22 protein-coding genes are annotated in these 26,127 nt (G+C 43.8%); 20 read left to right on the top strand and 2 right to left on the bottom strand.

Features of this window, described 5'->3' with window-relative positions:
• Nucleotides 1-21: 21 nt before the first annotated feature.
• Together NDA03_RS25210 and NDA03_RS25205 are read right to left on the bottom strand one after the other, a co-directional pair.
• Nucleotides 22-2,394: a polysaccharide biosynthesis tyrosine autokinase gene (locus NDA03_RS25210; RefSeq protein ID WP_190416105.1), complete on the bottom strand. Its 2,373-nt coding sequence runs from the start codon at nt 2,392-2,394 to the stop codon at nt 22-24.
• Nucleotides 2,395-2,555: 161 nt separating this feature from the next.
• Nucleotides 2,556-4,070 (bottom strand): SLBB domain-containing protein, encoded by a 1,515-nt coding sequence (locus NDA03_RS25205; RefSeq protein WP_190416104.1) that lies wholly within the window; start codon nt 4,068-4,070, stop codon nt 2,556-2,558.
• Between the two features lie 153 nt (nt 4,071-4,223).
• On the opposite strand from NDA03_RS25205, the gene NDA03_RS25200 reads away from it, so the two are divergent.
• The 20 genes from NDA03_RS25200 (at nt 4,224) to NDA03_RS25105 (ending at nt 26,063) form a co-directional block, all read left to right on the top strand.
• A complete protein-coding gene (locus tag NDA03_RS25200) occupies nt 4,224-5,972 on the top strand; it encodes an S-layer homology domain-containing protein (RefSeq protein WP_190416103.1) in 1,749 nt (582 codons plus the stop codon).
• Between the two features lie 25 nt (nt 5,973-5,997).
• On the top strand, nt 5,998-6,558 hold the full coding sequence (locus tag NDA03_RS25195; protein WP_190416102.1) for a hypothetical protein: 561 nt from the start codon (nt 5,998-6,000) through the stop codon (nt 6,556-6,558).
• Nucleotides 6,559-6,682: 124 nt separating this feature from the next.
• Nucleotides 6,683-8,074: a lipid II flippase MurJ gene (locus NDA03_RS25190; protein WP_339380853.1), complete on the top strand. Its 1,392-nt coding sequence runs from the start codon at nt 6,683-6,685 to the stop codon at nt 8,072-8,074.
• Nucleotides 8,067-8,840 (top strand): class I SAM-dependent methyltransferase, encoded by a 774-nt coding sequence (locus tag NDA03_RS25185; protein WP_348239495.1) that lies wholly within the window; start codon nt 8,067-8,069, stop codon nt 8,838-8,840. Before NDA03_RS25190 ends, NDA03_RS25185 begins: the two co-directional genes overlap by 8 nt.
• 21 nt (nt 8,841-8,861) lie before the next feature.
• Nucleotides 8,862-9,974: a glycosyltransferase family 4 protein gene (locus NDA03_RS25180; protein WP_190416100.1), complete on the top strand. Its 1,113-nt coding sequence runs from the start codon at nt 8,862-8,864 to the stop codon at nt 9,972-9,974.
• 2 nt (nt 9,975-9,976) lie between these two features.
• Nucleotides 9,977-10,924: a glycosyltransferase family A protein gene (locus tag NDA03_RS25175; RefSeq protein ID WP_190416099.1), complete on the top strand. Its 948-nt coding sequence runs from the start codon at nt 9,977-9,979 to the stop codon at nt 10,922-10,924.
• Between the two features lies 1 nt (nt 10,925).
• Nucleotides 10,926-11,645 (top strand): class I SAM-dependent methyltransferase, encoded by a 720-nt coding sequence (locus NDA03_RS25170; RefSeq protein WP_348239494.1) that lies wholly within the window; start codon nt 10,926-10,928, stop codon nt 11,643-11,645.
• A gap of 55 nt (nt 11,646-11,700) precedes the next feature.
• Complete coding sequence (locus NDA03_RS25165) at nt 11,701-12,486, top strand: FkbM family methyltransferase (RefSeq protein WP_190416097.1); 786 nt, start codon at nt 11,701-11,703, stop codon at nt 12,484-12,486.
• Nucleotide 12,487: 1 nt separating this feature from the next.
• A complete protein-coding gene (locus tag NDA03_RS25160) occupies nt 12,488-13,327 on the top strand; it encodes a class I SAM-dependent methyltransferase (protein WP_348235312.1) in 840 nt (279 codons plus the stop codon).
• 70 nt (nt 13,328-13,397) lie between these two features.
• Nucleotides 13,398-14,345 (top strand): sulfotransferase, encoded by a 948-nt coding sequence (locus tag NDA03_RS25155; protein WP_190416095.1) that lies wholly within the window; start codon nt 13,398-13,400, stop codon nt 14,343-14,345.
• Between the two features lie 6 nt (nt 14,346-14,351).
• Complete coding sequence (locus NDA03_RS25150; RefSeq protein ID WP_190416094.1) at nt 14,352-15,497, top strand: glycosyltransferase; 1,146 nt, start codon at nt 14,352-14,354, stop codon at nt 15,495-15,497.
• A 41-nt stretch (nt 15,498-15,538) separates the two neighbouring features.
• Nucleotides 15,539-16,813, top strand: coding sequence for a hypothetical protein (locus tag NDA03_RS25145; protein WP_348239493.1), 1,275 nt, complete (start codon nt 15,539-15,541; stop codon nt 16,811-16,813).
• Entirely contained in the window at nt 16,806-17,969 is a 1,164-nt protein-coding gene (locus NDA03_RS25140; protein WP_348239491.1) for a glycosyltransferase, read from the top strand. The genes NDA03_RS25145 and NDA03_RS25140 overlap by 8 nt, the downstream gene beginning before the upstream one ends.
• Nucleotides 17,962-18,792: a class I SAM-dependent methyltransferase gene (locus tag NDA03_RS25135; RefSeq protein WP_190416091.1), complete on the top strand. Its 831-nt coding sequence runs from the start codon at nt 17,962-17,964 to the stop codon at nt 18,790-18,792. Before NDA03_RS25140 ends, NDA03_RS25135 begins: the two co-directional genes overlap by 8 nt.
• Nucleotides 18,793-20,760: an asparagine synthase (glutamine-hydrolyzing) gene (gene asnB, locus NDA03_RS25130; RefSeq protein ID WP_190416090.1), complete on the top strand. Its 1,968-nt coding sequence runs from the start codon at nt 18,793-18,795 to the stop codon at nt 20,758-20,760.
• Nucleotides 20,761-20,858: 98 nt separating this feature from the next.
• Entirely contained in the window at nt 20,859-22,289 is a 1,431-nt protein-coding gene (locus NDA03_RS25125) for a hypothetical protein (protein WP_190416089.1), read from the top strand.
• Nucleotides 22,290-22,654: 365 nt separating this feature from the next.
• Nucleotides 22,655-22,861, top strand: coding sequence for a hypothetical protein (locus NDA03_RS25120; RefSeq protein ID WP_190416088.1), 207 nt, complete (start codon nt 22,655-22,657; stop codon nt 22,859-22,861).
• Nucleotides 22,862-22,909: 48 nt separating this feature from the next.
• Nucleotides 22,910-24,214 (top strand): nucleotide sugar dehydrogenase, encoded by a 1,305-nt coding sequence (locus NDA03_RS25115; protein ID WP_190986619.1) that lies wholly within the window; start codon nt 22,910-22,912, stop codon nt 24,212-24,214.
• Nucleotides 24,215-24,454: 240 nt separating this feature from the next.
• Nucleotides 24,455-25,633, top strand: coding sequence for a glycosyltransferase family 4 protein (locus tag NDA03_RS25110; protein ID WP_190416086.1), 1,179 nt, complete (start codon nt 24,455-24,457; stop codon nt 25,631-25,633).
• A gap of 262 nt (nt 25,634-25,895) precedes the next feature.
• The gene (locus tag NDA03_RS25105) at nt 25,896-26,063 is read left to right on the top strand and encodes a hypothetical protein (RefSeq protein WP_348239490.1); all 168 of its coding nucleotides are present in this window, start codon (nt 25,896-25,898) and stop codon (nt 26,061-26,063) included.
• The last annotated feature ends 64 nt before the right edge of the window (nt 26,064-26,127 follow it).

Here is a 26,127-nt window from a genome sequence, read left to right as displayed (position 1 = left end):
TTAACAATTAATCGCCAAGAGCTAGCGCAATCCAAGTTTCTTTTGCAAGAGTTTCTTGGCATTCTCTACTTCTGATTCTTGATTAGAAGTGTAGTAACGATCGTAGTAATAGTACGATCCACCGGCGTTTCTTCTCACACCGTTGGCAACCATACCCAAGACGGGGGCACTAGAGATTTTTAATGCATCTATCGCTTGTAGCAGGATGGAGCGATCGGTTTTGCCCAGTCTCGCTACCATGATCACGCCATTGGTATGGACAGCCAGGAGTCTGCCATCTGCCAGACCTAGTATCGGTGGCGTGTCATAAATCACTAGATCAAAAACAGCGTTCAACTGCTCCATCAAATACTGCATTCGCTTGGAGGAAAGCAGCCTGGTTGGGTCTGGTGGGATTTGTCCAGCGGTTAGCACGTAGAGATTGTCCCAGGAGGGCAAGCGCTGGATGGCTTCTCTGGGAGTTAGACCTGTGGCAATGACGTTGCTTAATCCCTGGTGATTTTCTAAACCGAGGACGTTATGAACCTGAGGACGCCGCAAATCTGCATCTACCAGCAAAACTCGCTGTCCCATTGCCGCAGCCGCCTGTGCTAGGTGTACGGATACAGTGGATTTACCATCACCTGGAGACGCTGAGCTAACCACTAGCGAGTGGATGGGGGTATCAGAACCGAGAAAACGAATATTGGTATGGAGAGAACGGAAGGATTCTAAGAAGGGAGAAGCATTGTACCAGCTAGCTTTGCGAGTGGTGGCACGCTCTTTGGATGGGGTTTCTCCGTTTTGGTTTTTGGCTGAGGCTCCGTTTCCATTTGGCTGGGCAAAGTTGGCGATTTCTGCAATGGGTTTGAATAGTTTGAGTTCTTTGTGGTGGGGAATCAAGCCAAGAATGGGCAGTCGGGTGCTGTCTTTGAGTTCTTCGGGGGAGTGGAAGACATTGTCGAGTCGCTCTGCTAATAAGGCAGATGCCAGCCCTAACATTACCCCTGCGATCGCGCCTAATATCAGATTTCGCTTGGGCTTGGGAAAGATAGGATCTTCTGGCTTTTGGGGTTTGGCGATCAGCTGCCAGGGGAGAGCTTTCTGTGCTGCTTCAATTTGCAGGGTTTCCCGAACGGCTAGAAAGCGGTTTAAACTCTCGGTTGCGACGTTGAGTTCCCGCTGTAAATCTGTGTACTGACGGGCAATCAGGGGCAGTAGTCTAACTTGTTGATTTAAGCGCTTTTCGGCTTGGGCGATCGCATTGCCGCGAACTTCCAGAACCTGCACTTGGTTTGCCGCATCCACAAATTGCTGAATCAGCTCTAAGCGCACCGTGCTGGGGGAAGACAAATATTGCCGTTCGTTGAGACCAGATAGATTATTTCCCAGTACTGCCGCCGCTTCTTGTTGCAAGAGGGGCAGCAAATTTTGCTGCTGCTCTTTGAGTGACTGAATGGTTGGACTTTCTGCCAGAAATCGGGCTGACTCGGTGGCAAGCTTTGTTTCGACTTCCTTAAGTTTGTTGAGTAACTGTTGGTAGCGGGGTGCTTCCGAAAGAGATGCAGCAGCGATCGCTTGATTGGGGGGTAGCCCTAACTGCTTTTGTAGCGTTGCATACAGCGACCGGACTTCATTATGTTTTAGTTGGTTATCGAGTTTTTGTTCCTCAACATTTGAGGCTAGCACGGCAAGTTGTTTGGCTTGTTCTTCCGGATCGAGGATGTTGTACCGCTGCCGGAACGTTTGCAGTTGTCCCTGGAGTTTGTCCACCCGTTGTTGAAGTCCAGGAAGTTGACCGTCTACAAACTTAATTCCCTGGTTGAGGTTAGTTTGCCGCTCCTGAAGAGAGTACCTCAAATAAACTTTAGCTAACTCAAATAATACATACTTGATTTTATCGGGATCGGTATCGCGGTAACGTACTTCTAAAATTTTTGTTTTATCTATTTGGGTAATTGTTAGGTTGTTTTCAAGAATGAGTGACTCATAGTCGATATCGGGATAGCGCTTTTGGATCTGAGCGATGAATGCCGCCATCCGTTCGGAACTGAGTAAAACTTTAATTTGGGTTTCGTAATCCAGACTAGAGTCGTTTAGAGCTGGCTCGATTGCCTGTAATTGAGTAAGTTTCGTCAGCTTATTTTCAGCCGTAACGGGTTCCACCAGGAGTTGGAACTTTCCTTCATACTTGGGTGTTTGGCTGAATGTCCATAAGCCGATTCCAGTCGTGACAACGATCGCCACCCCCGCAATCACCAAAGCACGGCGACGCACCACATTCAAGAGCTGACGAACATTCAAGTCGTCCTGGCTGTTTTCTAGAAACTGAGTTTCGTCGGTTAGCGGCAATGGCTGAAGTTGCTTGCCATTCCCTTTCGGCGATGACGGTTGAGAAAATTGGCCCGCTTCCATCTAAACCCCTGCACCTTGTTGGCTTGGTTGACGCGATCGCCAGGGAGATTCCTGGTTCTAGCCTCATTTTGTACCATGAATGTGCAGGATGCTACATCCAAACGATCGAATTTTTTACTCAGCTCTTGATTGTGGCTCTCCAGACCTAGCCAGCCACGTTTTTACTCGAAGATTCTAAAGAAGTTGAATAAGCTGAAAACCCCTCCCAGCGGACTCAATACCGTCCCCAGCGTGTCTGAGAAATTAGCGAGGTTAGAGCGGTTCACCACCACCACATCGTTATTGCGTAGAATCGGATTGTTTTGATCGTTGATGCCCTGAGCAAAATTGACCGGGACGTTCCGCTTTGATATGGTGCCATTGGCGTTGAGACGAATCAGCTCTACCGAACTCCTCCGGGCACGATTGTTAAATCCTCCGGCTGCCAGCACCGCTTGATTCAAGGTCGTATTGGGTGGCAGTTCAATCGTCCCTGCTTTGGCAACTTCCCCGACCACATTGACCCGAATGGTATTGGGAGAGAAGCTAGCCGATGCGACTTGGGGTACCTCAGAGGGGTCGATATTGCTGGCAGTAGGCACCACAACGGTATCTCCCTCTTGCAAGATGACATCTTGGGTGACATCCCCGGACTGTAAAAGTTGCCAGAGGTTGATATTGAGGACTTTTTCGGGTCCCGAACGGGCGGAACGGCGGACTTGAACCTGGCGAATATCTGCTAAGGAGGTAATTCCCCCTGCGACTTGAATGGCTTGGGTCACGGTGGCAGGAGTGCTGCTAGAAGCCGCAGTCGCATTCGCCTCAGGGGGAGTATTCGCAGTGGCAATGGTGGTTGGTGACACGATATAAGGCCCTGGACGGGATACTTCTCCGACGACGACAATCTTGATCGGCCCGGTGTTCTGGGGCGCAAAGCTGGCATCCGCTAAGGTACGGGATTCATCAGCGTTGATTTGGAGGCTGGTGGGGATAAACAGCGAGTCTCCATCTCGCAAGGTGAGGTCTTGACTCAAATCACCGTTGTTGAGTAATTCCCAGAGATTGACAGCGATGACTCCCGAAGAACCGGGTGAAATACGGCGCAGTTCTACTTGGCGGATATTGGCGGCTTGAGTAATGCCCCCAGCCAATTGCAGTGCTTGCGTGACGGTGGGAAATTGATTGCCTTCGGTTAGGTTAACGGTATAGGAACCCGGACGATTGACTTCCCCAGCCACTGCGATTTTGACCGGACGGGGTGCCAGCAGAGTAATGGTCAGCAAGGGGCGTCGGATGTAGCGACCGTATCTGCTAGAAATTTCATCGGTTGCTCTTTCGAGGCTCAATCCCCGAACGGGTACGCTGCCAATGATTGGCAGGTTGAGCGTACCATCGATTAGCACCTGGTACTCTCCGCTGTATTCAGGAACCTCAAAAATATCCAGCCGGACGCGATCGCCTGCGCCTAGAGTATATGGGGCATCCGGTCCACGTCTGGTAGATGTTCCCGCTGGGGCAGCAGAAGGGCGCAATCCGGGGAGTTGCGCGATCGCTGGTGAAACCGTCATTGCTGCCACGGCTAGAAGCGCGAAGCCCGCAACGGTTCGGGCAGCCAGTTTCGGAAAACCAGCACCGCTCGTACAAAAACTACAGCTTGTTTCACGATGCCTTTTGGCGCTCAACTTAGCACTCTCCATTCCAAATCTGTTAAACCTCGTTACACAAGTCACGCCATTGACGGATGCAATCCGTAAAAAGTTGCACTATAAATTTTAATCACCAACGTAATTTTCCCAAACTCGTGTACCTTTGAGGTGGCAAGGAATATTTGGGTATGAGGAGGAAAGGTTATGACGCCAGCAACAGGTGGGAGCCGTGTCAGTACAAGTGAAAAGAAATTGTGGTACCGATTACGCATCCTACTAAGTTCCATGTTTTTGGGCAGTACGATCCTCTATGCGGCTGCCAGTCTGGCTACCACCAAGGCAAGTTCTACCAACGGGAACACTTCAGCACCAGCCAAGGGTAGCGGTTCAATGGGTGACGCACTCTTAAAAACGATGCTGGGAGCTGACGCGCTGCGTTCTAACAACCCGGCTACTCCTTCAACCACCACCCGTTCCAGCTCTTCCCTACCAGCGATTCGCAATCCAGCCGCCCCAGGAAGAAGTTTACAGCAACCCGGCTCCGTCTCGACGCCGACTCAATTGGCTCAAGCCAGCACCTTCCCGGATGTACAAGGTAGCTGGGCGCAGACTTTTATTGAAGCACTCGCACAGCGAGAAGTAATCGTAGGCTTTCCAGATGGCTCTTTCCGCCCTGACGAGCCGGTGACACGCGCTCAGTTTGCCGCCATGATCCGGAAGGCTTTTCAAAGACCCGCTACTCGCCAAGCGGTGGATTTTGTGGATGTACCTGCCAATTACTGGGGTTACACAGCAATTCAGGAAGCTTATCGGACGGGATTTCTAGAGGGATACCCCAACCAGGTTTTTCAGCCGAATCAAAACATCCCCCGCGTCCAAGTCTTGGTATCTTTGGTCAGTGGACTTAACCTGAATCCAACCGCAGATACCGCCTCGATTTTAAATGGTTTATTTCAGGATGCTGGCAGCATTCCTGCCTATGCCCGCACCAGTGTTGCCGCAGCCGCACAAAATCAACTGGTTGTCAACTATCCAGATGTGGCGCTGTTAAATCCTAATCAGTTAGCCACCCGTGCTGACGTGGCGGCGTTTATTTACCAGGCTTTAGTGAATGCGGGGCAAGCGCCGCAGATTCCAGCAACGGATGTTGCCGCTCGTTACGTGGTTGGCTACGAACCCGTGGCGACAACACCACCTCCCCTGACAGCAGAACAAGTTGCAGCCTTGCGCCAACAGTATCGGCTTCCAGCACCCCCGATAGTAGAACAGCTGCGGCGGTTAATTGGCGGAAATTCTAGCATTACAACACCCACGGCTTTCGGAGCCGATCGGGGTCAGGCTTTTATCGGAGGGGGCTTCCAAGAAAGAACCCGCAACACCAATAAGGCAGACGGGGTAATTGCAGCAGGTATTGGTCTGGGCGATGCTCGGAGAGCAGTGGGTGTAGAAGGCGTTATCTCAATTTATGACCTCTTCGGCGATGATAGCTTTGAAGATGGTGGGATTAGCTTCAAGATTCACCGTCAGTTTGCTAATGACCTAGCCGTTGCGGTTGGGGTGGAAAATATCGAGACGTTTGGAGAACCCGATCCAGGGTACAGCACCGTTTACGGTGTCGTCAGTAAAGTTTTTCCGATAGGATCTCGGACAACGGCAGGCTTCTCCCCCTCAGTTACTGCTTCTGTGGGTCTGGGTGGAGGTCGCTTTCGTTCAGTACCTGATATTGAGGCTGGCAGAGACTCGGTCAATCCGTTTGGCAGTATTGGCGTACGGGTCGCTCAACCGATATCGGTCATTGCCGAATGGAGCGGTCAAGATTTGAATGTGGGTGCTTCGATCGCTCCATTCGAGAATATACCGCTGATCATCACTCCAGCGCTTGCTGATGTAACTGGAAATGCCGGTGATGGTGCGCGTTTCATCCTAGGCGTCGGTTACGGCATCACTTTCTAAGTTTTTTGCTCGTAAAATAAAAGCCATGAACATCAAACGTCTTTCTTTAAATCTCGGTCTGGGTTTAGCTTTGGGTTCTTCTCTACTGTTTTCGGAAACAGCATTTGCCCAGACTCCAGGCAATTCAGATGTCACTGGGCCGATTATGACGACTAGCGACGTTGTCAACGGAGCCTTCATACCCGACAGAGGCGGGCGGGGAAGACTCGCCTTCAGAACAGCAGCGATCGCGTCTGCTGTCAACCAGGCAGCAGCCTCAGTCAACTCCCAGACTGCCAATAATAGCTTAGGGAACGTTTTGACAGGGACTGGAAATGTTGCTGCTAGCGCGAGCCAGCTAGAAAGCGGTCTGGTGAATGCTACTGAAGGCATTAATCCAACCCTGGCTCGTAACGTGGTTGCCAACTTGCAAGGGCTAACCGCAAATGGTAGGGTCGATGCGGTTCGGCTGGCGGCGGCAGTGGAAGCATATAATGCTCTCATCAACTCCAGTAGCGGCGTATTTTTGAGCGAGCCTCCCGATGAGCTGCTAGCGATTCAATCTGTCCTGGCTGCATTGTTGAATGCGGCTTTTGGAGCAGGTTAATGGTAATTCCAAATTTGATGTCAATTAATGAGGATCTATGGGGTTGAGCGCTGCTACTATCAGTCCCTATCAGGGAGTTTGGGATGAAATCGCTCAGCGAGCTGAAAACTTGAGCTAAGTGTAGGTGAAACAAACTCTAGCAGCACAAAAGCTGCTCCATTCTTGGAAAAAGCTGACTAGTGGCTCGACCAACCGCCAAATCTTTGGTGCAGCTGTTACAGTTGCTCTGATGACAGCGTTGGTAAAAGTAGCAGCTGCGGGTAAGGAATTGGTAGTTGCTTGGAAATTTGGCACTGGGGACGAACTCGATGCATTTTTAATTGCCTTGCTCGTTCCTTCTTTTATCATCAATGTGGTAGCTGGCTCTTTTAATGCTGCCCTCATCCCCACCTATATTCAGGTACGAGAGAAAGAAGGTGTAGAGGCAGCGCAAAAGCTTTTCTCCGGGGTAATAGTCTGGAGTTTAGGGTTGTTGTTAATTACTACCATACTGATGGTGGTTACTGCGCCTCTATATCTACCCTGGATTGCTAGGGGGTTTAGCCGCGAAAAGTTAGACCTCACGTTTCGTCTTCTGTGGGTGATCGCGCCTGTTGTGCTGCTGGATGGGCTGGTAGTTATCTGGGTTGCACTTTTGAATGCGGGTGAGCGTTTCGCTTTAGCTGCACTTTCTCCGATTATTACCCCAGTTATCAGTGTGATATTTCTGCTGGTATGTTCGTCTTGGGGAATCTTTGCCTTGGCAGGTGGTTTACTGTGCGGTGCAGTTTTGGAGATGGTAGTTATGGGAGTGGCGCTGAAGCGGCAAGGTATCTCATTGCGCCCCAGGTGGTACGGATTTGATCCTCACTTGCGTCAGGTAGCTGGTCAGTATGTACCGATGATTGCTGGAGCTTTTTTAATGAGCAGCACCAATCTAGTGGATCAATCAATGGCGGCAATGTTGTCACCGGGAAGTGTCGCCGCGTTGAATTATGGTAATAGAGTAATTGCATTTCCAATTGGGCTAATGGCTACAGGATTGGGAACTGCTGTGATTCCCTATTTTTCAAAAAAAGTTGCCTGTGAAGATTGGACAGGAGTGCGCTATACACTGAAGCGTTATATATGTTTGATTATTACGATTACTGTGCCGCTCACAGGATTTTTGTTCTTTTTTTCTGAAACTATAATCCAAGTGTTGTTTCAAAGAGGTTCATTTACACATGAAGCCACTCGCTTAGTAGCTCAAGTACAGGCTTTTTATGCTTTACAAATCCCTTTTTATCTTACTGGCATTTTGTTAGTAAGACTGCTTTCATCACTCTTGTCAAATCATATCCTTTTGGGAGGAGCAATAATTAATTTAACAACCAATGTGTTATTCAATTTTATATTTATGAGAAAAATTGGGCTTCCAGGTATCGCTTTATCAACCAGCTGCGTATATTTGATTTCTCTAGTTTTTCTAATGCGCTACTACCTATATAAAATGAAAAAAATCGAATCATTATCTAAAACTTTAATTAATGAATAGTCCTAATCGCTTTAAATCATCTCCCCTTTTTGGCTTTGATAAAAAAGAGTCTCATTATTATAAGGGGCTTCGTATGAAAACTGATACTAATCTTCACGAGCAGTTATCAAATTTTATTAATAATAAGCTGGAATTGATTGACATACACGGGAAAAAACCTTGCGTCTTAGATTGGGGATGTGGAGAAGGAGCTTTTTCTCAGCGGTTATACGATCTTGGCTACAATGTTATCGCCGTTGATGGAGACGCTGATAACTTTAAAGCTCAAGGTCCTGTATTTTACAAAATAGACTTCAATCATTCTTTAGAAGTTGAAAGTTTTATCAATAAACATGGTGGTTCATTTGATCTAATTGTGTCCATAGAAGTCATTGAACATATTAAGAATCCTTGGCAGTTTCTAAAAAATTTATATCAGCTTTGTCGTCAAGATACTCATTTAGTAATTACAACACCAAACATTAGCTCTTGGTGGGGTAGATTCTGGTTTTTAATAACAGGAGAGTTGTGGGGATTTAATCAAAACTCTTGGGCTAGTATTGGACACATAAACCCGATTGGTAACGTAGAAATGATAAATATGTTATGTGAAACAGGATTTATCTGTTTGGATGTTTGGGCTGGTGGAAATTTGCCAGTTATTTGGTTGTACAATTGGAAACGCACGGTGATTAGTTTATTGATATTGCCTATATATTTGATAATGAAAGGGCAAAAACAAGGATGGGTGCTTTGTTATTATGCAAGGCGTAAACACTGCAAGTGATATTTTTAAATAGAGTAGACCTTGAAAATTACCTTAGTAATTTCATCTCTTTCTTGTGGTGGAGCAGAGCGGGTTTTGGCTTTGCTTGCTCAAGGTTTTTTTAGGAAAGGTTATGAGGTTGCTGTACTAACACTCTCTGGAATAGAGTCAGATTTTTATAAACTGCCAGATGCAGTTCATAGATTAGCTCTCAATATTGCTGAAAACTCACCAACGCCAGCCCATGCTATATGGAACAATCTGTATCGCATATGGATATTGAGGGAAGCAATTATATCAACTCGACCTGACGTGGTTATTTCCTTCTTAGATAAAACAAATGTATTAACATTGCTAGCTCTTATTAAGACAAGCTATCCAGTGATTGCTACTGAGCATTGTGACCCAAGTATAATTAGTTGCGGAAGCTTGTGGGAGAAGTTGCGACGCTTGACCTATCCGTACACTGTTAGGCTGGTGAGCGTAAGTCAAGGAGTTGATAGTTATTTTGACTGGTTACCTAAAACAAAAAGAACCGTAATCTATAATCCACTGGCGATAGGTGAGGATGAGCAAAATTCAATAACTTTACCTAAAGGTGCTGACTTAGGTAAAAAGTTAGTTATTGCTATGGGTCGATTAACGTACATAAAGGGGTTTGATATTTTATTATCCGCCTTTAGCAAAATCGCTGATAAACATCTAGACTGGCAACTTTTGATATTAGGAAAAGGCAACCTTCGGATAGAACTCGAAAACCAGAGAGATAGTTTAGGATTAACCGAGCGGGTTTTTTTTCTAGGGTCTATGAGCAATCCCTTTCCTATATTAAAACTCTCAAAGTTATTTGTTATGTCTTCCCGAACTGAGGGGTTTGGCAATGTCTTAATCGAGGCAATGGCTTGTGGGTTGCCGGTCATTTCAACAGATTGCCCTAGTGGACCAAGAGAAATTATTCGCGATGGTGTAAATGGTATTTTAGTGCAGAATGGTGATGTGGAAGCATTAGCTGTAGCTATGGATCGATTGATGTCCGATAGGGGAGAACGCAAACGTCTCGCTGACCGTGCAGCGGATGTCACTGAGCGATTTAGTTTAGAGAAGATTATGGGAATGTGGGAGGCGTTAATCAGCGAAGTGATGGGAGAAAGATAACAATGGTAGACCAAGTTCGGCAGATAACAGTAATAGAAATAGCCTGTCCGTATGTGTTTACCGTTTTCACCCCAACTTACAACCGCGCTCATACGTTGCATCGTGTTTATGAAAGCCTTAAAGCACAGACTTATCGAGACTTTGAGTGGTTAATTATCGATGATGGCTCCACCGATCGTACCCGTGAGTTGGTAGAACAGTGGCAGAAGGAGGTTGACTTCTCTATTCGCTATATCTATCAAAGAAATGCTGGCAAGCATATTGCTTTTAATCGCGGTGTGCGAGAAGCCAAGGGAGAACTATTTCTAAATCTTGATTCAGATGATGGTTGTGTCCCAGAAGCCTTGGAGCGATTCAAGTATTATTGGGATATGATTGCAGAATCCGAAAAAGAGAAATTTTCAGCCGTAACTTGCCTGTGTAAAAGCCCGAATAATCAGGTCATTGGTAGCCGTTATCCATTTGATCCAACTGATTCAGATCCTCTTGAGATTCGTTATCGCTTCAAAGTTACAGGAGAGAAGTGGGGTTTCCAACGTACTGATATACTCCGGCAGTTTTCATTTCCTGAAGAACTCGTAAAGACTTACATTCCGGAAGGTTTGGTATGGAATAAGATTGCTAGGAAATATAAAACAAGATTTGTAAATGAGGCTTTGAGGATTTATTGGACTGACCAGCAATCAATGGTGAATTATCAACATCCAAGTAAGAATGCTGTTGGGGGTCGAATGCGTCATTTGGCTGCTCTTAATGAAGAAATAATCTGGTTTGGGTATGCACCATTCAATTTCTTTCGCTCGGCTGTTCACTATAGCCGTTTCTCTTTTTATACAGAAACTACTATTAGGGAACAGTTTCAAGCGCTTAACACAGCACTTGGTAAATTACTTTGGCTAGTAGCTTTCCCAGTAGGATATTTAGTTTACTGGCAAAACCGAAAAAAGTAATATGATTAACATCCAGCCTTTTTCAGACGCAGAATTATTAAATGCTTTTCATAGCTCCGATGTTGCCACTTCCAAACATTTATTAACTATTTACTCATTGGCTATTGGCTTAAATGCAAAAATAATAATTGATTTAGGGATAGGCTCAACCACAAGAGCTTTGCGTGCAGCAGCATTAAAAACAGGTGGAGTTGTTATAAGTTGCGATTGTGATGCTAAAAGATTCTCATCTTTATTAAAATTACAAGACAAGCATTGGCAATTGTACTTAGGCGCTAGTGAAACTTTATTAAGCTCGCTAGAACCTCCTTTTGATCTTGTTGTTCATGATGCTGCACATGATTATTTTCAAGTCAAATTAGATTTAGAACTAATTTTACCCAAGATGAAGACTTTTGGTATGATCTGCGTGCATGACACGCAGCAACCAGACCTAAATCGTAATATGCTGGCAGCAATCAGAGATGCGACAAAAGAACACAAAATTTCTATTACCCACCTGCCCTTCAATGCAGGTCTTTCTATTATTAGAGTCGAAGCCGGGAATCATCCTGCTATAACACCCAAGGGTGGTTTTTTACCAGATGGGCGGTTCGATACTCAACTAATACCATTTACTCCTTTTAGTGATGGAAAGGAAAAGGTTGATATTGATGCGGATGATTCTTCCTTACGACGATGGCTTCGTTGGAAAATACGAAAATTTATCAAGGGCTGGTGAAATAAAATGCAAAATATTTTGATAAAGCTTTCGTCTATATAAGCACAGAATTGAGATGGATAGAGAACTCAAACTATGGCTATTTTTTACCCGATGTTTGCCCAAAGTACGTGGAGCTGGAGTTATTGCTAACGTAGTTAAAAAAATTTACAACCGAAAATCAAGGAATATTGTCATTACTGATATATTTGACTTCAAAATGGAAGTAAATCCTAAAGAATGTGTTGATGGGGGCATTCTGTTTTATCCCCAGTTATATGATTATAAAGAGATTGCATTTATTAAACAAAACTTACCAGCTAATTCCTGCTTTCTAGATGTGGGCGCACATATCGGATTCTATTCGTTGCTCGCCTCTAGGCTGGTTGGGGAAAAAGGCAAGGTTGTAGCTATTGAAGCCGATCCTTATACTTATAATAAGTTATTAAAAAATATTTGGTTAAACAACACAAAAAATATTCAACCTCTCAACGTAGGTATTTCAGATCAACAAGAAATATTAAAATTAGGACTAAATCTTACCGGAAATCGGGGGGGGAACGGTTTTCTTTTTGCTAATTCAAATAGTATAGATATACAGTGTTACCCTTTACATGAGGTGTTATCACAGCAAGGAATCAAACAGATTGAAGGAGCTAAATTTGATATTGAAGGCTTTGAATTCCGAGTTTTAACTAAGTTCTTCGCAGCCGCCGCATGCGAGCTGTATCCCAAGTTTATAATTATTGAATATAATCCAGACTGGATTGAAAAAGCAGGTGGTAATGCCATTGAGTTATTACAGTCCAAAGGCTACAAAATTTATAGGCGTTCTTCCTATAACTACATAATGGTGCTATAGCTTGGAAAAGCTGACGATGAACAGTTACGCTCAGGAAGTTGAAGAGGGCGATCGCTTTGAGTTTGGTAAAAATTGGAGACGGTTTTTATCAGTTCTTAATGACGAACGCATAGCAGAAGCAGAGAAGTCTCTCAAGCAAATGCTAGCAGTAGAAAATTTACAGGGTAAAACATTTCTTGATATTGGTTCTGGCAGTGGATTATTCTCACTTGCTGCCCGTCGCCTAGGGGCAAAGGTCCATTCATTTGATTACGATACAGAGTCAGTAGCTTGCACGAAAGAACTTCAATGTCGATGCTTTCCTGATGATTCTAACTGGACTATTGAACAGGGTTCAGTGCTAGATGTAGATTATCTCAAATCTCTAGGGGAGTTTGATATTGTTTATGCTTGGGGTGTGCTTCACCACACCGGCGCAATGTGGCAAGCTCTAGAAAATGCTAGTTTGCCTGTTGCAGATGGGGGGATGCTGTTTATTGGTATTTACAACGATCAAGGTGGTAAGTCTCTACGTTGGCGCAGAGTCAAGCAACTTTACTGTTCAGGAATCGCAGGCAGGTCTCTAGTTTCTATCTTCTTTATTCCATATTTCATCCTGGGTGGGTTAGCTATCGATCTCCTGAAGGCTCGAAATCCAGTAATCCGCTATACTAAGTACAAAAAATCAAGGGGAATGTCCAGAGTTTATGATTGGTTTGATTGGTTAGGTGGCTATCCCTTTGAGGTGGCAAAGCCAGAAGATATATTTAAGTTCTATCAAAATAAAGGTTTTGTCTTAAAAAATTTAATTACTTGTGGAGGTGGCTTAGGTAACAATCAATTTGTTTTCATAAAGCAATGATTAATTATCTTCATGCTCTAATTGACCGACAAAAGTCCGTTCAAGGTAAACAAAATTAATAATTTTTTCCATGCCATCTATCCGTATTCTGTACATTGGCGGTGTGGGTCGCAGTGGCTCCACAGTACTCAGCACGCTGCTTGGGAATCATCCCTCTATTGAAAGCGTAGGGGAACTAACCAACTTACCGCGCCGAGGCTGGATTAATAACGAATACTGCGCCTGCGGTGAGCGTTGCTCTATCTGTTCGTTCTGGTCAAAGGTGCGTGCGGAATGGGTAAAAAGCATAGGATTTGACGATATTGAGAGGTATTTAGCTCTTCAGAATACCTTTGAAAGCATGAACTTTCAAAGCATGAAAAGCTTTTTGTGTTGGTTGCGTTTGTTTAGAGAGCGCATGAACGGCTCCCCTCAGTTTCAGGCTTATAGCGAATGGACTTGTGCCCTCTTTCAAACCATCTGCTCGGTGAGTAAAAAGTCTATAATCGTTGACTCCTCTAAGAACCCAGTTCGAGCCTTAGCGCTCTCTATGATGCCTGAGATCGACGTGTACTTAATTCATTTAGTACGAGATGGTCGAGGAGTAGCACATTCACTGAAAAAAGCATACAAACAGCATCAAAAAGGAGGAATAGAAGAGACGCTTCAAGCTTGGCCAGTTTGGAAGACTGCTATTTTCTGGAGTGATGTCAATCTGCAATCAGAATTGCTTCGTTCTCAATTTGACCCTGGAAAATCAATCAGAGTTTTATATGAAGATTTTGCAACTAATCCTAAGAAAACATTAGAGAGGATTGGGCATTTAATTGAATGTGATTTTGATGAAGTAGCTAATGCAGTTACGGCGGGAGAAGCTATGAAAGTCGGTCACGCTATTGCTGGGAACCGCTTGCGTATGAGAGGGACAGTGCAGTTGCAGGCGGACACAGAATGGATTGATAGGTTGCCAGTTCAGGAGCAAAATCTGTTTTGGCTACTTGCAGGATGGCTTATGCAGCAGTATGGGTATAAAACATAACTCCTCATGCAGATTGTATTTTTTATTGGTAGCCTTGAGACAGGCGGTGCCGAGTATCAGATTGTGCAACTTGCTGATGGCTTGGCCCAACGAAACCATGATGTGTGTGTTGTAACTTTCTACCCTGGTGGTCAAAACTGGGAATGGCTTCAAGCTCGAGGTCAAGTCCGAATATATCCGTTATTCACAAAGAAGTTCAGTGGAACTATCCCCGCTGGACTACAGTTAATCTGGGCTATCCCACGGTTGCGGAGCGTGTTGCGGAAACAGCAGACACCTCTATTCGTGTATAGTTTTTTGTACCTGAGTAATCTAATCGCTTGGCTTGCTGTGCGCTGGATGCCTGGTGTCACTTTAATATGGGGGATCAGGGCATCTAATCTGAAATTAAATTGGAAACGAGCGATACCTTTCAGTTTGTGTAAATGGATTTCGGCATCCGTTCCCTTGATCGTAGCTAATTCTAAGGCAGGGCTAGCCTACCACGAAGCTCAAGGCTATCGCGCTAAAACGAGTATAGTCATTCCTAATGGCATCGACATTGAGCTATTTAAGCCTGATTTAGAAGTTAGGGCAAGAGTGCGAGCAGAATGGGGGATTTCAGAGGATAGCATTTTAATCGGTTTAGTGGGACGGCTAGACCCCATAAAAGACCATCCAACCTTTCTTAGAGCAGCTGCACTCTTGTGCAAACAACGCCAAGATGTACGCTTTGTCTGCGTGGGTACTGGTCCTGAGATTTATGCTCAAAAGTTGTATCAGTTGACGGAGAAGTTAGATATTTCTGAAAAAGTTATCTGGGCAGGAGTACGTGTCGATATGCCTGCGGTTTACAATGCTTTCGATATTGCTACCTCTTCTTCTTATAGCGAAGGGTTTCCTAATGTAATTGGCGAGGCAATGGCCTGTGGTGTAACCTGTCTGGTGACAGATGTGGGAGATTCCGCTTGGATTGTGGGTGATACTGGGGTAGTAGTACCACCATTAAACCCAGAAGCATTTGCAGCCGGAGTTAAGCAGCTAATACTAGATAAGCTCCTTAATCGGAACTACATCTCAGTAATCAGAACACGGATGAGAATTATTTCTGAGTTTAATTGTGCAAGGTATATCGAAAGAACCTGTGCAATACTAAATAAAAATATTCCATAATTTTTATAATTAACCTATATAAAATAGGGAGGAAAACTAAGGTGGATTCACTGTTTGCATATCTACTATATTTAGCCACCTTGTCCCCTGTTGTTTGGGGTTCATTAAACAGCAAAAATTATTTTTTATTGATATTTGGGTTTGTTTATTCTATTTATTCTTTAGGGTTTATCATTAAAGATTTTAAATTTCAATACTTTTATGAGATATTTCATATAAATTTTAATGCAGATAATTACATTTTACTTATAATTATTAATTTAAGTATGCTAGCTATTATTATTTTAGATAGGGTTTATTTTAAGAATACAATAAAAAGTAACTATTCAATTAAAATTAATAAATTAAGAATTTTATCATATATTTTCATAAGCTTAGGTTCTTTAGCACTTCTAAACGAATTAGCTTTCTATGGTTTAAAGGATTTTATTTTATTAAATAAAGCGACTAGATTTGCTGAAATTTTAAAAAAAACACCCAATCTTTATTTTATCTCTATTAACTATCATCTTTTCTTACTAAGTGGTTTTTACGGGGTTGCTTCAACTAGTAAAAAAAAATTTAGTAGATACATCATCTATGCTTTGATGCTTATTGTGGGTATAGTTGGCTTGCTTCAAGGGTTTAGATACTATGTAGGTATCTTATTTATGTTATTCATTTTAAATTATCAAGCTAGAAATAAGTTACCGGTAGTAAAAGTAGTAGTCTTAACAATTATTGGTTTAGTATTGAGCGAATTATCAAGGGTAGTAGCTGGATACATTTTTTTCTATAATTGGGTAGGCAAATATGGATTTATTAATTATTTCTTAAGAGTTTTTGAGACTTATAACATTTTTATACCGAAAGAAATAGCTGCCATAACTACTAATACATATATTGGATTGTCAAATTTGGATAAGCTAAAACCTGATTTACTAGGTTACATTATAAAACTTTTTCCTTTAAGCGAACGATTTTATGATTTTAAAAATTTCGAGCACTTTTATGCCCAAATTGCTACAATTTCTGGATTGAGGCTAGAAACAGGTCAAGGGACTGCGTTCTCGTTTTTTTTGGAAAACCATACTTCGTATTTTTTCCCAATGTTTTTTGCAGCTCTTGTTTCATATCTATGGCGCATACACCAGTCACCTATCTTACTTGTTATTCTAATCAACCTAGCGCTAAATCTTGTAAGAAATGGTCTAATAATATCAATAGGAGAGTTGAAAACTCCCTTGTTAATATATTTTTTATTTTATTTTGCAATTCAATTAATTTTTGTAAAAAACTCTCGTAAGTATCCACTCGATATTAATCCATATGGTTAATTGGGCGGCTAAATCAACAAGACGATTATGTATCGCTTTTATCATTACTGGCCTAGGGACTGGCGGTGCTGAAATGATGCTCTATAAGCTGTTATCTCGGATAAATCGGGAAGAGTTTAATCCGGTTCTGATCTCTTTAATGGATAGAGGAACCTTGGGCGAGCGCATCGCCGCCCTAGATATCCCAGTTCACACCATTGGCATGCAACATGGAATCCCGACATTAGCCTCTATAGGGCGACTAATTCGCACAGTACGCCAAATTAAACCTCATTTGATTCAAGGCTGGATGTCTCACGGCAATCTTGCTGCACAATTAGTTAACATTTTTTTACCCGGGCAAGTTCCTGTAGCGTGGAATATTCGTCACTCTGCTTTGTCACTATCAGACACTAAAGTAAAAACTATATTAATTATTAAAATTCTTTCCTACTTATCTTACTTTCCCAAGAGAGTGATTTATGCATGTAAAGTTGGTGCCGACGAGCATTATAAAATTGGCTATTGCAACAAGAAAAACATCATTATTTCCAATGGTTTTGATACAGAACTATTTACACCATCATTAGAAGCTCGTGCCACTGTTCGCTTAGAGCTAAATCTGGCTGAAGAGAGTTTTATGATTGGTCTAGTTGGACGTTTTCATCCCATGAAAGACCACGAAAACTTTCTTAAAGCTGCTGCATTATTAGTAAAAATTAAGCCAGATGTAAAGTTTGTTCTTGCTGGTCAGGGAGTTGATTGGCAAAATCAACTTTTATGTCGGCTAATCCAGGAGCTAGGAATTTATCCCTACGTACACTTACTTGGTGAACGTCAAGATGTGCCGCGCCTCACGGCTGCTCTGGATATTGCTTCTTGTTCTTCTTATTGTGAAGGTTTTCCGAATGTCATTGGCGAGGCTATGTCTTGTGGTGTACCCTGCGTAGTTACGGATGTAGGGGATGCAGCCTGGATTGTGGGAGAAACAGGTTGCGTAGTGCCACCCAGCAATCCAGAAGCTTTAAGTAGAGGGTGGTTACAGTTAATGGAAATAGGAGCTAAAGGAAGATATGAACTAGGGAGAAAAGCACGGGAACGTATTAAAGAGAAGTTTTCCCTAGAGAGTATAGTCAAACAATATGAAGAAACGTACAAACAGGTAATTTATGGATAAAAATATTGATTTTAAAGTAGTTGAAGGATTTGGTGATGAGTGGAGTAAATTTGACCAATCCGGACTTTCAGATCAAGAAAATCTAAAAATATTTAACTCATACTTTGATATTTTAGATTGGGATAAATTGCCAAAAGATGCTGTTGGCTTTGACCTTGGGTGTGGTAGCGGTCGTTGGGCCAAGCTAGTTGCACCGCGAGTTGGCAAATTGCACTGTATAGATCCAAGCCTTGCTGCATTAAATGTGGCTAAAAAAAATTTATGCCAACATCATAATTGCCAGTTTCATCTAGTAAGTGTTGACGAAATTCCCTTAGTTGATGGATTCGCTGATTTTGGATATGCTCTAGGGGTGTTGCACCATGTTCCCGATACGGAAGCAGGAATTAAGTCTTGTGTACTAAAGTTAAAAACAGGTGCCCCCTTTCTGCTTTATTTGTACTACTCATTTGATAATCGACCTGGGTGGTTCAGAATAATATGGAAAATTAGTGAATCTGGGCGTTTTATAATTTCTCGCTCACCTTACTTCATAAGATACCTGTTAAGTCAAGTTATAGCCTTTATTATTTATCTGCCGCTGGCGAGATTCTCGCTAATTCTGGAAAATTTTGGTGTGAATGTTAGTTCTATACCTCTGTCTTTTTACAGAAATAAAAGTTTTTATGTGATGCGGAATGATGCGTTAGATCGGTTTGGCACAAAACTAGAGAAAAGATTTTCTAAAAATGAGATATATCAAATGATGGAGAATGCGGGGCTGGAAGAGATTGTATTTAGCGATCGCCCTCCTTACTGGTGTGCAGTGGGCTACAAAAAATAGATGTGCGGTATTACAGGTTTTTGGGACACATCCTGCCAAAAAAGCGCATTGCAGATGCAGGCGATCGCGCAGAAAATGTCAAATACCCTACTCCATCGAGGGCCAGATGACGGCGGAGTATGGGTGGATGCTGCATCTGGGATTGGTTTTGGGCATCGGCGACTGGCGATTGTAGACCTTTCCCCAGAAGGACATCAGCCGATGGTGTCTGCAAATGGGCGCTATGTAATTGTATTCAATGGCGAGATTTATAACTTTTTAGAATTGCGGCGAGAATTGGAACGGCTAGGACATCGGTTTCGCGGTCGTTCCGACACAGAGGTGATGCTGGCTGCTTTCAGCGAGTGGGACGTGGAACCAGCAGTCAAACGTTTTAACGGGATGTTTGCCTTTGCGTTGTGGGATTGGCAAGAGCGAGTTTTACATTTAGGGCGAGACAAACTAGGCGAAAAACCCCTCTATTACGGCTGGATAAATGGAACTTTTTTATTTGCATCTGAATTAAAAGCTATCAAGGCTTATCCTAATTTCGAGGCTGAAATTAACCGGGATGCCTTAGCCTTGTTTATGCGGCATAACTACATCCCAGCACCCTATTCCGTCTATAAAGGTATTTACAAGCTACCCCCTGGCACTCTTCTAAGTTGGAATGGGGGTGCGACTCGTTCTCCTACCGTACCCTATTGGTCTGCCAAGGAAGTTGCTGAATCGGGTATTGCTAACCCTTTCACAGGTTCAAAGTCGGAAGCAGTAGAACAGTTGGAAGCTTTGTTACAGCAAGCAGTACATCTGCGAATGGTGGCAGATGTGCCCTTGGGTGCTTTCCTGTCAGGGGGCATCGATTCTTCGACTGTAGTTGCCTTGATGCAGCAGGTTTCCAGCCAACAAGTGAAAACATTTACCATCGGTTTTGATGAAGACGCTTTCAATGAAGCAGCTTATGCCAAGGCTGTCGCCAAGCATCTAGGTACAGACCATACAGAACTGTATGTGACACCAGAGGAAGCACTAGCAGTTATCCCCAAGCTACCGATGCTGTACGATGAACCCTTCTCCGACTCATCCCAGATTCCTACCTTCTTAGTGTCTCAACTTGCCAGACAGCAAGTTACCGTTGCCCTTTCCGGAGATGGCGGCGATGAACTATTTGCTGGCTACAACCGCTACTTCTGGGGTGCCAAAATTTGGCAGCAGATTGGCTGGATACCACCAAGTTTGCGGCAGGTTGCAGCGAGTGCATTAACCCGCTTATCCCCTCAAGCTTGGGATCGGGGCTTTACACATTTTGATAGCCTACTACCGGCTCGACTCCAGCAACGCCATCCAGGAGACAAACTGCATAAGCTGGCTGAGATTTTGGCAGTGTCTCATCCCGATGCCATGTACAAAGGTCTAGTTTCTCACTGGAAAAACCCCGAAGCTGTAGTCATAGGTAGCTGCGAACCACCGACAATCTTAAGCGATGCCTATGGTTCGGACTCTGCCCTCCGTCAACACTGGACGCGCCTACCATCCTTTATTCAGCGAATGATGTACCTCGACACTGTCACCTATCTACCGGACGATATCCTTACCAAGGTAGACAGAGCGAGTATGGGTGTGGGTTTAGAAGCCCGCGTACCGCTGTTAGACCATCGGCTGGTCGAATTTGCTTGGCGCGTGCCGCTGTCTATGAAAATTCAGAATAAGCAAGGTAAATGGCTGTTGCGCCAAGTTTTGTGTAAGTATGTGCCAAGTAACCTGATCGAGCGTCCCAAAATGGGCTTCGGCGTTCCAATTAAACGTTGGTTGCGCGGTTCTTTACGAGACTGGGCAGAGGAACTACTTTCTGAACAGCGACTGCGGGATGAGGGTTTTTTCAATCCGCAACCGATTCGTCAGAAATGGAAGGAGCATCTTGCGGGCGATCGCAACTGGCAATACTATCTTTGGGATGTCCTGATGTTCCAAGCTTGGTTAGATGCCTGACACTCTTTATCTGAATTCCTTATCAAAACTTGATAAATGTTAAGTCAGTAATTGATCCAGTTACTCTGCCCCTAAAAATAAACTATTGGAGGATATAAATGTCTAATCTAGTTAGACCACTCCGCAAAATTCTGTTATTGGAAATCAATGAAGTTCCGTGGCAGCTTATCGATAGATTCAAAACTGATCCACGCTTTCCTCACATCAGAAAGTTTTTTGACAACGCTAAAACTTACACTACGTTAGCAGTTGATAGCGGTGAACTCTCACCTTGGGTTACTTGGCCTTCATTTTATCGGGGTATGAGTAATCAAGAGCATGGAATCAAAAATTTAGGGCAAAATCCCGGTACTTTCAAAGGTAAGCCACTCTGGGAGGAATTTCGCGAACTTGGTCTAAGTATTGGTATCTGTGGCTCTTTACAAAGTTGGCCTCCTAGCGATCCAGGTGAGGGTGGATTCTACATTCCCGATACTTTTGCTCACGACGAAAGGTGTATTCCCAGATATATTGAGTCTTTCCAAAAATTCAACCTGGGGCAAGTTGCCAAAAACGGTCTTGTTGTCAAAAAAGATAGACTGATTTCTAAAGATTTATCAGGTTTATTAGCTTCTCTACCTAAACTTGGTATTTCCAGGAGTACCATCATACAAATCGCCAAGCAGCTTTGTATGGAATGGATTGACCCACCACGTGTTGCACGTCGATCAACTTTCCAGACTATCCTTTTATGGGATATATTCAAATCTCTCTATAACGCCCATAACCCACCCGCATTTTCTACATTTTTTACGAATCATGTGGCTAGTGTAATGCACCGCTACTGGCACCATATTTTTCCTGAAGAATTTGGCGATCGCTACTTCACTCAACCCAAGATCCATGCGGCTACCATGATTTTCGCTCTTGAAATACTTGACAAAATGTTGGCTGATGCCATGCAATTGTGCAAAGTAAATCCAGAAATAACTTTAGTCTTTGCCACCAGTATGGGGCAAGCCGCAATTCATCGGGATGAATATCAAGGGTTTTCATCGGCAATTTCAGATATCCCCAAATTTATGGGTGTATTCGGCTTACAAAAAACAGATTACAAGCAACTTCTGGCAATGGTGCCGCAGATTGCTGTAGAAATTCCCGACCCAGAAGTAAGATACCATCTCATTCAAAAGTTGAATAACTGTTACTCTATGAGTGGGAAGCCACTATTCAAGGTTGAAGAAATCACTAGTAGCCTTAGTATTACTATTAGAACGCCTCCTGCTATAGACATTAAATTAAAGAAATTTATTTATAAGAATAAAAATGGAGAAAGTATTGATTTTAGTTGGGAATCAGCAGGCATTACAATACATCAAGTCGAGGCGGGCACAGCCTACCATATACCAGAAGGTATAATGGCGGTATTCGGTTGTGGAATTGTACCACAGGACTCACGACAAAGAATTAAGGCTTCATCGTGTAAATCTCTACTACTTAAACTTGCCTTTGAAACTACTGAGGTAAAAAGTGCGTATACCCTCTTATGAAGCAGGAGCATTGCTTGAAAGCTACAACAAATGATTGATTATAATCTATAGGTATCAAGCTGAATACGCCAAGTAAGGTGTATAGCAAAGGTGCTGTAGTTTGGTATTAGAACGCCTAGTAAATTAAAATATTTCAAAACGTGGAATAGAAATTAGTTGGTAATACTAGGGTGGGATAAATGGTGTAGGAATGAAACATTTTCTAAAAAATTTCTGAGTCGCTAATATAAATTGTTAGCTTTGTAGTTATGGAATTTGCTAAGTGCGTGCCACTGACAATTAAAATTAAAAAAAGTTAGGGTACATAACTTTTGCCGCAAGTTTTATGTAAGTATATGCCTCGGAACTTGATTGAGGAAACCAAAATGGGCTTTGGTATCTCGATTAAATGCTGGTTGCCAGAGTTCTGTGTGCCACTGGTGAGAAGCATTGCTTTGAGAACAGCGATCGCAGCATTGGGGTTGTTTCAATCCTCAACCCATTGGTCAGAAACAGAAGAAGCATCTATCGGGGATCGCAAGCTGGCAATATTATCTATGGGCTGTCCTAATGTTCCAGGCATGGTTAGATGACTAAAGGCAGACCGATCCGGTTCTAAACATCAAAGAGAAGCAAGTATCATGAGCGATCGCAAAGCGTTTAGGCAAACAAATCGCATTGCCGTCATCGGTCTTGGTTATGTTGGTTTACCTGTTGCCTTGGCGTTTGCCAAAAAGTTCCCCGGCACAATTGGCTTTGATAGTAATGTTGAGAAAGTCAATATCCTCATGCAGGGCATCGATCCTGCGCGTCAAGTCAGCAATGATGACTTAAAAACCTCCAATCTCCAGATATCCACCGCGATCGCCAACCTCGCCGAAGCAAATTTTTTTGTAGTCGCCGTACCAACGCCAATCGATCGCAACCACCGACCGGACTTAACCTGCCTGATCCAAGCTTCTGAAACAATTGGCAAAGTGCTACAACCAGGAGCAGTAATCGTATACGAATCCACTGTGTATCCGGGAGTAACAGAAGATATTTGTGGGCCGGTCTTAGCAAAGGTATCAGGCTTACAGCAAGGTATAGATTTTAAGCTAGGTTACTCACCAGAGCGGATCAATCCTGGCGATCGCGTTCACACCCTAGAAAACCTGGTCAAAGTCGTAGCTGGGGAGGATGCCGAAACCCTGGAACGGGTTGCCAATGTCTACGGCAGCATCATTGACGCAGGCGTTTACCGCGCCCCTTCCATCAAAATAGCCGAGGCAGCCAAAGTCATCGAGAACACTCAACGAGACTTGAACATTGCCTTGATGAACGAGTTAGCCTTAATTTGCGATCGCCTAGGCATCCGTACCTGGGATGTTTTGGCAACAGCCAAAACCAAATGGAATTTTTTGCCCTTCACACCTGGACTCGTCGGGGGTCATTGCATTGGGGTCGATCCTTATTACCTGACGACTAAAGCAGAAGAGCTGGGGTATCATCCTCAAGTCATCCTAGCCGGTCGCCGTATCAACGACAGCATGGGTACATACCTAGGACAGCGCCTAGTCAAGCTTTTAGTTCAGGCTAATCTGCCCATCAAAGGGTCGCGAATTGGGATTCTAGGGCTAACGTTTAAGGAAAATGTGCCAGACCTTCGCAATAGCCGAGTGCCAGATATTGTGGCAGAGCTGCAACAATTTGGTGTAGAGCCACTCGTACATGACCCCTTGGTCGATCCCGATGAAGCACAGCGCTACTACAACATTGACCTTGTCCCTTGGCAAGCCTTATCCGATCTGGAGGGACTGATCCTTGCAGTCAGTCATCAAGTCTACCTAGACATGCCCAGCGCTCAACTACTCACTTGTCTGCGCTCAGGTGGAGTATTAATGGATGTCAAATCGGTTCTTGACCCTGCTACATTACCATCCACTATCCATTATTGGAGTCTTTAGAGTATATCTGTAAGGCGCTAATTATCTTGTAGTGGCGAAGCATTCAACTGGGAATGAATCGATAGAACCCTGTTTTTCCCTAAGATTGTTAGCTCTCAAGAGAGCCACTACCAAGACCAGATATAAGCTGGGCGAATTGACTTATAGACAACCTTATTAGTATTGGTTTCACTATCAAGTTTATATATTTCCATACCTGCATATAAACTAATTGATAAAACTAGGGTGAGATTAAGTTGTGTGGAAAACAAAAATCGCCTGAAAATTTTGCTAGTTGCTAATACGGGCTGGTATCTTTATAACTTCCGTCTGCCTCTAGCTAGATTTTTGCGTCTTCAGGGAATCGAAGTCGTTTTAGTTTCCCCTTGGGATGCCTACGTCGAAAGGCTGGAAGCAGAAGGGTTTCGTTGGATTCAACTGCGGCTGAGTCGGCGGAGTATCAACCCTCTAGTAGAACTCTTAACCATTGCTCACTTAACATACATTTACCTTCGTGAGAAGCCCTCCGCTGTCCATCACTTTACAATTAAATGCGTTCTGTACGGAACGATTGGTGCAAAGCTCAGTAGAACGAGAGCAGTTGTGAATGCTGTAACCGGCTTGGGCTACATCTTTATTAGCACCGAGTGGAAGGCTCGTATTTTACAACCTATTATCCGGTTTCTGTATCGGCAGATATTGACTGCTCGTAGAGTGAGGGTTGTGTTCCAGAATATGGATGATCTGCAAGCTTTTGCAGACCGAAAGTTGATCGTTCCGGACCGGACGGTACTAATCAGAAGCTCTGGTGTTGACTTGAAGCGCTTTTCACCACGTCCTAGTCACCCTGATGCTCCACCTGCTCCGGTTGTGTTGTTCGCCGCTAGGCTGCTAGTTGATAAGGGTCTGATTGAATACGTTGAAGCTGCTCGCATCCTCAAAACAAAAGGAGTCTGCGCGACCTTTCAAATAGCAGGTGTCCCAGACACCGGAAATCCATCTTCAATTTCTGAGACGACCTTGGAGCAGTGGCGCAGGGAAGGAGCGGTTGACCTTCTAGGGTATGTAGAGAAGATGGAAAACCCGATCGCCTTATCAACCGTTGTTGTGCTTCCTTCCTACCGAGAAGGTGTGCCTCGGATTTTACTAGAAGCAGCTGCGATGGGGAAACCACTGGTAGCAACGGATGTCCCTGGCTGTCGAGAGGTGGTTATTCCTGGCGAAAATGGCTTTCTGGTTCCAGTTAAAAATGCTCGGCTGCTGGCTAATGCCATTGAGGTACTCCTGAAAGATCCAGATCTGTGCAAAGCAATGGGGGACGCCGGGAGAGAGAAGGTGTTACGTGAATTTGATGACCAGGATGTGGTAAGAAGGACGGTAAAAGTCTACGAAGTAATAGGAGTAAGACTATCAAGCGACATGGCAGCAACTGAGCAATAGCGATTAATTTCTAATTCTTGGAGTTGGTTGAGCAGTGGTTGGTAACGGTAGCCTCACTCACCCGCAGCAAAGGTAAACTGATGAAGATGTTTCATCCCCAGCGCAAAAGATACCATTTTTGTGTTTAGCTAGTTCTGCCTTTATCTTGCTATTAATCGAGATTATTCCTGTGGGAATAGGGATTACTTTCTATCTAAGCACCCTTGCCCCAAGCTATAAACGCTAGGTGGAGAACCAAACTAGGAAAAGTTTATTGCTCAAGTTGTCCAAATTATCTGTTACTGCAAATTTGGGTTTTCCAGGCACGCCGCCTAACCAAACTCGTGAAATTTTTCGTGCAGATGAAATTCCGGAGTGGTGGGTACATCTCGACCGGCGTGCCTCACGGGGTGACAACCCCGTCAAAATATGCGTAAAATCAAGGACATAGCCCTCAGACCTCTCTGAAAAAATGGCAGCTTGTTACGTCTTATTACCATTAATTCATGAACAAT

This window comes from Trichocoleus sp. Lan (assembly GCF_039961855.1).
Lineage (GTDB): Bacteria > Cyanobacteriota > Cyanobacteriia > Cyanobacteriales > FACHB-T130 > FACHB-T130.
This window is presented reverse-complemented; position numbering and strand designations above follow the sequence as displayed.